We start from the raw sequence: 7,249 nt of genomic DNA, 5'->3' as shown, positions 1-7,249 counted from the left end.
TGGATGAGACCCGAGAATCCAACACGATTGAGGTCTATGTCGGTCGATTGCGAAAGAAGCTCGGCAAAGACGTCATCCGCACAGTGCGCGGCTTAGGATATCGAATGACATGAAAGGGGCGATCTGGACCAGTTTCCGCGCCCGCTTGATCGTTGGAGCCATAATCTGGATCACTGCGGGTCTTGCCGTCAGCGGATGGGCGCTCGCAGAACTCTTTCGGGCCCATGTCACCGAGCAATTCGACGAAGAGCTTCAGGGCCATGCTTCGGAGCTCGCAGTTCTGGCCGCCATCGACGAGACCGGAAAGCCATATCTGCATAGAAGGCTGAGCGACCCTCGTTTCCTGCCCGTAGGGTCTGGATTCTACTGGCAGCTTCAGGCCCCTGATGGGCGCTGGGTGAGTTCTGCATCCTTGGAAGGGCGGCGACTGCCTCTTGGTGCGCCGTTCGCGCCCCTCGGGGTCGAGCAACATCGGTTCGTAGAGGGACCCAATGGGCATATCAGGCTCGTTGAGACGAGTGTTCGCCCCGTTGGCGCAAGCGCGCCCCTAAGGATCGGCATCGGGGTTGAACAGCGCCTGCTGGATCAGGTCCTCGCACGGTTCAACTGGACGCTGGCTGCCTCTCTCCTGTTCATCGCTCTTGGCCTCAGCAGCGCCGCCCTGCTGCAGATCTGGTTCGGCCTAAGGCCGCTGGGTCGTGTGCGAGATGCGCTCGCAGCCGTCCGAACCGGTCGAGCCCAACGGCTTCCAGATGATCTGCCTAGTGAGGTCGCGCCCCTTGCCGCAGATCTCAACAATCTGCTTGAGGCAAATCTTGATATGTTGCGCCGGGCGCGGACCCAGGCGGGAAATCTCGGCCATGCGTTGAAAACGCCCATGGCGATCCTCGTAGATGAAGCCGCAAGACTTCGTTCGAGCGGCAACACTTCGGTTGCTGAAGTTATCGAACAACAATGCGAGCGGATGCACCGGCAGATCGACTATCAACTGGCTCGCGCGCGCGCTGCGGCGCTACGCAGCGCGCCTGGCGTGGCGACGCGAGTTGACGATGCGCTTGAGCCTGTGCTCCAGGCGATGGCGAGGCTACACAGCCGTCGCGGCGTCGAGTTTAAAGCCTCGGTTGCGCCTGACCTTACGGCGGCGCTTGACGCGCAGGACCTAGCTGAAATTCTGGCGAACCTGCTCGACAATGGTGGAAAGTGGGCCCGAAGCCGCGTTGAAATCATCGCGCAGAGTCCTGACGGTGGGAATATTTTGATCACGGTGGACGACGACGGACCAGGCCTAGCTCCTGAAGCCTATGAGGTTGTCTTTGGCCTGGGCGAGCGTCTGGATGAGCAGATGCCAGGCCATGGAATGGGCCTGGCGATCGTCAAGGACCTTATTGTCCTGTACGGCGGGAAGATCTGGCTGGGCGCATCGCCGCTAGGCGGGCTGCGCGTTCACCTGCATCTACCAGCGATCGTTTGACATCAAGACGATTTGGGTAAGCCCGGCATAGAGCCGCTCGGCCTTGCGCCTCGCAGCCCCGCTGACGGCTTTGTCAGCCCAAATTTGCGGACCCCGTTTTGAGCCGCTAGCGCCGGGCGATGAAAAGCCCATTCCGATATTTCGACAGCTCGCCGGAGGTGATCCGCCTCGTGGTCATAATGTACGTGCGCTACCCGCTGTCGCTGCGGAGGGTGGAGGACCTGGTGTTCGAGCGCGGCATCGGCATTTGTCATGAGACGGTTCGGCTGTGGTCGAACCGGTTTAAGCCCGATGTTTCGCCTGCCGAGATCCGTCGCAAGAGGGTGCATCACATGCGCCAGTTCACTTAACGGCGGTGGCACCTCGACGAGGTCTACGTGAAGATAAATGGCCAGAAGTACGACCCTGGCGCGCGGTGGACCACGACGGCGAAGTCCTGGAACCCTTTGTCAGCAAACGCCGCGACAAGACCGCCGCGCTCATATTCATCAAGAGCATTATCAAGCGACACGGCCGGCCTGAGACGATCGTCACTGAGGGCCTGCGATCATACGGAGCCGCGCTGAAGGCGCTGGGCGCGCCAGGAATTCAGGAGACCGGTCGCTGGAAGACCAACAGGGCCGAGACCTCGCACCAGCCGTTCAGGCGACGAGAACGGGCGATGCTGAAATTCCGGAGGATGGGAACACTTCAAAGAAGCGCAGATCTGTACAGGCCACTATCCATAACCCCTTGAATCAGGAGCGCCACCTCGTCATCCGCGACATTTTCAAGCAAAGACGCTCAGCCGCCTTGGCCGAGTGGCGCGCCGTCACGGCCTAAAGGCCAGTCGGGTTTGGGTTTGCGGCACGTTCGCTGAAACGGGTTAGCGTTGGACTGACACCACCAAAATATTTCCTACGGCGCATCACTCGGGCCCAACTATCTCAGATGACTAGTCGCCTCTGTGCGGTTGCGCGCGCCGGTCGCGTTGAGTATCGCTTGGATGTCGAGCTTTACGGTCGCAACTGAAATACCCAAGGTCACCGCGATTTCCTTGTTCGTTCTGCCCAGGCTGAGCTCACAAAGCACCGCAACCTGACGATCGGTCAGGCTATTGGCGAGTTTGCGGGGCAAAGGCGTCGGTGTCGCGTTAGCGTCTTCGAAACACGGGAAATATTCACCACCCGCCAGAACCACCATCAAGACGGCGACAATCAATGGGGCCTCCGTCGTCTTTGGGATCAGGGCGCGAAAGCCATGCGCATGGGCTAGTCGAGCCAAGGCTAAGTTGCGCTCGGGCGCTATGAGAACCTTGGCTCCGGCGTCGATCTGCACCGTTGAGGCAAACCACGCCTCGGGATCAACCGATGCCGGCAGGTCCAGCAACAAAAGGTCGGCTGGAGCGCCGTCTGCGGGGTCGTCCAATTGCGCGAACGTTTCGACCGCATCCACGCTTTGGATCTGGAACTCCGCCTGTATCAGTGCAGCAAAGGCTCCCCTGCATAAGGGCTGCTCGCTTACAATTTTGACGCGTATATCTCGCAACACGGTTCTAAATCACAATTTATGAGAGAGCGGGGTTGCCACAATTTAGACTCCACCCACCCGCTTGTAAATCTAAGACAAAATTTGCATTTGGCGCAGGAAACGCAATAGCCACTTGACTATCCGCATGGCTAAAGATGGTGTATTATTATAATTTACACCCCATTAATCAAAATTGGATTGTATTGTTCAGGTCGGATGATTCAAGTCGTCTTTTGAGGACCTGAAGGGTGCGCCGGCGCGTGTAAATAGGAAGCCGCCCGCCCCACCCGCAGGGTGTTATCCTTGGAGATTCGCGATGCCCGCTTCTGACTCAATCGGTGAACGACTCAGCTTCATGCAGCTGAATTCGGACGCGCAGCGGAACATCCGCGCCATCAAACCCATCATCATGGGTGCATTGCCGGACGCGATGGACCTGTTCTACGTTCAGGTTCAAACATTTCCGCAGACCCGGGCTTTTTTCGCTAATCCGGAGCGGGTCGACAGCGCCAAGAACCGGCAGCTCGCCCACTGGGAAACCATCTCAAGCGGTCAGTTCGATCAGACCTATGTGGCCGCGGTCACCAAGGTCGGCGAGGTCCATGCGCGGATCGGGCTAGAGCCCCGGTGGTACATTGGCGGCTACGCCATTCTGCTGGAAGCGTTGATCGGCAAGGTGCTGGAGGCCCGGTGGCCAAAGGCTCGATTCGGGGCGGCCAAAGGGGCTGACGTGACTCAAGTCGCCGGAGAACTCGGCGCGCTGGCCAAGGCGACGCTTCTGGACATGGATTACGCCATTTCCGTCTATCTCGAAGCCGCCGAGGCCGCCCGCAAAAGCGCCGAAGCCACGGTGCTGGCGGCGGAGCGCGCCAATGTCGTCGAGCGGGTTGGCGAAGGCATGGCGGCCTTGGCCGCTGGCGATCTCACCTTCCGGATGTCGAGCGACATGCCGGAGGAATACCGAAAGCTGCGTGACGATTTCAACTTGGCGATCAGCCAATTGCAGCAAACCATAACGGTGGTGGCCAGCAATGTCGCCGGCATAGCCGCCGGCACCGACGAAATCGCCCGGGCCTCCGATGACCTCTCTCGGCGGACGGAACAGCAAGCCGCCAGCCTGGAAGAAACCGCCGCGGCGCTGGACGAGATCACCGCCACGGTCAAGACGACGGCGTCGGGCGCGCGAAAGGCCAGCGACGCGATCGCCATCACCAAGGACGAGGCGGTGCGCTCCGGCCAGGTGGTGTCGCGGGCCGTGACGGCCATGGGCGCGATCGAAACCTCATCGCAAGAAATCACCCAGATCATTGGCGTCATCGATGAGATCGCCTTCCAGACCAACCTGCTGGCCCTTAACGCGGGGGTCGAGGCGGCGCGCGCCGGCGACGCGGGGCGTGGCTTTGCGGTCGTCGCTCAAGAGGTCCGGGCGTTGGCTCAGCGGTCGGCGACCGCCGCGAAAGAGATAAAAGCCCTGATCTCCGCCTCGTCCGATCAGGTCAAGGAAGGCGTCGGTCTGGTCGGCGAAACAGGACAATCCCTGCGGTCGATCATGAACAAGGTCGGCGAGATTGATAGTCTCGTCTCGGAAATTTCGGCTTCGGCCCATGAGCAGGCGACGGGTTTGGCCGAGGTCAATCAGGCGATCAACCAGATGGATCAGGTCGTGCAGCAGAACGCCGCGATGGTCGAGCAGTCCACCGCAGCCACCCATTCGCTGAAGAGCGACACGGCCGATCTGGCTGAACTGATCATTGGCTTCAAGGTGACCGCCAACGCCCCCTCAGTCGTGTCCGCGCCTCTCCCCGCCACTCGACTAGCTCGCCACGGCCGCGCTTGAGCGGCCAGTCAACGCCCTGACACTACACCCAAGAGGCCTTTTGATCGATGACCGGCCCCGCCCGTTGGGAAAACGAAAAGCCCATCATGACAGCATGCAGGGGCCGGAAGCATCGCATGGCGCCGAGGTCGGTCGGTGGTGATCGCGAGCGCGGCCTCGTCATCGGGGTGACGCCAGGATGGTAGTCGACGCCGGGAACCTGTTGCACGCCGAGGTGCTCAAGGGCGTATTCGCGATAACGTCAGAAGCGGTCATCGTCACCGATGTCGCCGCAAGAATTTTGATGTTCAGCGCCGGGGCCGAGGCCATCTTTGGCTACAGCAGTGAAGAGATCGTCGGCCAGTCAGTCGAGCGCCTGATCCCGGGGCGCTTTCGCGGTTTGCATGCGGGTCATGTCGCCGGGTTCGCCGCCGGTGCGGTGACCAGCAAATCGATGAGCGAGCGCGGTCAGATCTTCGGTTTGCGCAAGAGTGGGGAGGAATTCCTCATTGAGGCGTCCCTTTCAAAGGTTTCCACGGCCGAAGGCCTAGTGTTCACCACGATCCTTCGAGACGTGACGGTACGCCGACGCTCGGTCGACAGGGTCGTGAGGTCGGAGGAACGGTTGCGGATCGCACTGCAGAGCGCGGCCCTATACGTGTACGAAGTGGACTACAGGGCTGGAACCTTGTTCAAGGCCGGGATTGAGGAGGCCTTTTTTGACCGCCCTGTGACCTATGATGATCTCGCGGCCGATATTTGGTGGGGCGTTCGTCCGGACTATCACGAGCGGGCCAAGGCTCGGTGGCGCGCCTACCGAAAAACGGGGGAACCGTTTCGGTTGGAATGCCCGATCAACCGCTTGGATGGCGCGGAGATCTGGGGCGACTTCACCGCCGAGCTGGTCCAGGATCCCCAAGGCCAGCCGCTGCGCCTCATCGGAGCGATCCAGGACGTCACAGCTCAAAGACGTGCTGCAGACGCCATGGCGTCGGCCATGGCGTCTGCAGAGGCGGCCAACGCCGCTAAGAGCGCCTTCCTGGCCACAATGAGCCACGAAATTCGCACGCCGCTGAACGGGGTGCTGGGCATGGCCCAGGCTATGGCGCGCGATGACCTCTCCGATATCCAGGCCAACCGCCTCGACGTGATCCGCCATTCGGGAGAAGCGTTACTCGCAATCCTCAATGATGTTCTCGATCTGTCAAAGATCGAAGCCGGCCGGCTCGATCTCGAGGAGATCGAATTCAGCTTGGGTGAGATTTTGCAGGGCGCCCAGGCGACGTTTACGGCCATAGCCAACAAGAAGGGCCTGTCCTTCGCCCTCGATACGAGTGCCGCGATTGGCTTATATGCTGGCGACCCGACGCGACTGCGGCAGATTCTCTACAATCTTATCTCCAACGCCGTGAAGTTCACCGAGAGTGGCGAGGTTAGGGTCACGGCGACCTACCAGTCAGGAATTATGAGGCTTCAGGTCGTCGACACCGGCATCGGCATGACGTCAGAGAACGTCAAGCGTCTGTTCTCACCCTTCCAGCAGGCAGACTCCTCGACGACCCGCCGTTTTGGCGGCACGGGTTTGGGCTTGGTGATCAGCCGCCATCTCGCGGAGGCGATGGGCGGTGGGATCGAAGTCCACAGTGAGATCGGCGCGGGATCGACCTTTACCGTCAGCCTGCCCTTGCGACGTATCGGCAACCATGAGGCCGCCAATTCTGTCCCAGACCAATTACCCTCGCCGCCGATGTTGGCGCCGGATCAGGCCATTCGATTGCTCGTCGCGGAAGACAATCCTACCAATCAACTTGTGCTCAAGACGTTGCTTCACCAAGTGGGAATCGACCCGGTCATCGTCAATAATGGCCGTCAGGCCGTCGAGGCTTGGTCGGCGCAGGATTTCGACGTCATCCTGATGGATATTCAAATGCCCGAACTTTGCGGGACTGCGGCGACCCGGATCATCCGGACCGAGGAGGCGGCATCCGGGCGTTTGCAGACGCCGATTGTCGCGCTAACGGCTAACGCGATGTCGCATCAGGTCTCAGAGTATCTGGCTGCCGGCGTTGATGATGTCGTGACCAAGCCCATCAATATCGTCGAGCTTTTACAGGCAATCAACAAGGCCATGGCCGGACACGCGGCGCAGCAAATGATTGGCTAAGCACTTCAATCAGGAGCGCCATCTCGTCAGCCGCGACATTTTCAAGCAAAGACGCTCGGCCGCCTTGGCCGAGTGGCGCGCAGTCATGGCCTAAAGGCCGGTCGGGTTTGGGTTTGCGGCACGTTCGCTGAGACGGGTTAGCGTTGGACTGACACCACCTGGTCCCTCCCCGGTTGGCCTCACCCTAGGGGGCCAAAGCGGAGATCAGTTTGCGTTAGCCTGCCAGCACCTTCCGGCTTGCTAGCCCCGTGGCGGCGGTCTGCCTTGAGGACCGCCGCCCGTGGGAGGG

At 60.6% G+C, this 7,249-nt stretch carries 7 protein-coding genes; 6 read left to right on the top strand and 1 reads right to left on the bottom strand.

Annotated features, from left to right (window positions below; translation table 11 throughout):
* From CSW58_RS05295 to CSW58_RS14300, 4 genes are all read left to right on the top strand, one after another.
* Positions 1 to 113: winged helix-turn-helix domain-containing protein (locus CSW58_RS05295; protein ID WP_201721582.1), on the top strand; the 113-nt coding region annotated here is incomplete at its 5' end.
* Entirely contained in the window at positions 110 to 1,471 is a 1,362-nt protein-coding gene (locus CSW58_RS05290) for a HAMP domain-containing sensor histidine kinase (RefSeq protein ID WP_099446590.1), read from the top strand. The genes CSW58_RS05295 and CSW58_RS05290, both read left to right, overlap by 4 nt.
* 119 nt (positions 1,472 to 1,590) lie before the next feature.
* Positions 1,591 to 1,821: a hypothetical protein gene (locus CSW58_RS14305; protein WP_201721581.1), complete on the top strand. Its 231-nt coding sequence runs from the start codon at positions 1,591 to 1,593 to the stop codon at positions 1,819 to 1,821.
* A gap of 65 nt (positions 1,822 to 1,886) precedes the next feature.
* Positions 1,887 to 2,207: a DDE-type integrase/transposase/recombinase gene (locus CSW58_RS14300; protein ID WP_201721580.1), complete on the top strand. Its 321-nt coding sequence runs from the start codon at positions 1,887 to 1,889 to the stop codon at positions 2,205 to 2,207.
* 185 nt (positions 2,208 to 2,392) lie between these two features.
* On the opposite strand, the gene CSW58_RS05280 is transcribed toward CSW58_RS14300, so the two are convergent.
* Positions 2,393 to 2,998 carry a LuxR C-terminal-related transcriptional regulator gene (locus CSW58_RS05280; RefSeq protein WP_099446589.1) on the bottom strand — a complete coding sequence of 202 codons (606 nt, stop codon included), beginning with the start codon at positions 2,996 to 2,998 and terminating at the stop codon, positions 2,393 to 2,395.
* Between the two features lie 298 nt (positions 2,999 to 3,296).
* Between CSW58_RS05280 and CSW58_RS05275 the strand changes: the two genes are divergently transcribed.
* Together CSW58_RS05275 and CSW58_RS05270 are read left to right on the top strand one after the other, a co-directional pair.
* Positions 3,297 to 4,817 (top strand): methyl-accepting chemotaxis protein, encoded by a 1,521-nt coding sequence (locus CSW58_RS05275; RefSeq protein ID WP_099446588.1) that lies wholly within the window; start codon positions 3,297 to 3,299, stop codon positions 4,815 to 4,817.
* A 178-nt stretch (positions 4,818 to 4,995) separates the two neighbouring features.
* The gene (locus CSW58_RS05270; RefSeq protein ID WP_099446587.1) at positions 4,996 to 6,960 is read left to right on the top strand and encodes an ATP-binding protein; all 1,965 of its coding nucleotides are present in this window, start codon (positions 4,996 to 4,998) and stop codon (positions 6,958 to 6,960) included.
* Positions 6,961 to 7,249 lie beyond the last annotated feature (289 nt).

This window comes from Caulobacter sp. B11 (assembly GCF_002737765.1).
Classification (GTDB): domain Bacteria; phylum Pseudomonadota; class Alphaproteobacteria; order Caulobacterales; family Caulobacteraceae; genus Caulobacter.
Note: the sequence above shows the minus strand (reverse complement) of the source record. Positions and strands in the feature narration are given on the sequence as shown.

Coding starts and splice junctions, on each gene's coding strand:
- CSW58_RS05275 (WP_099446588.1), top strand. CDS start 3,297: ATGCCCGCTTCTGACTCAATCGGTGAACGACTCAGCTTCATGCAGCTG.
- CSW58_RS14305 (WP_201721581.1), top strand. CDS start 1,591: ATGAAAAGCCCATTCCGATATTTCGACAGCTCGCCGGAGGTGATCCGC.
- CSW58_RS05290 (WP_099446590.1), top strand. CDS start 110: ATGAAAGGGGCGATCTGGACCAGTTTCCGCGCCCGCTTGATCGTTGGA.
- CSW58_RS05270 (WP_099446587.1), top strand. CDS start 4,996: ATGGTAGTCGACGCCGGGAACCTGTTGCACGCCGAGGTGCTCAAGGGC.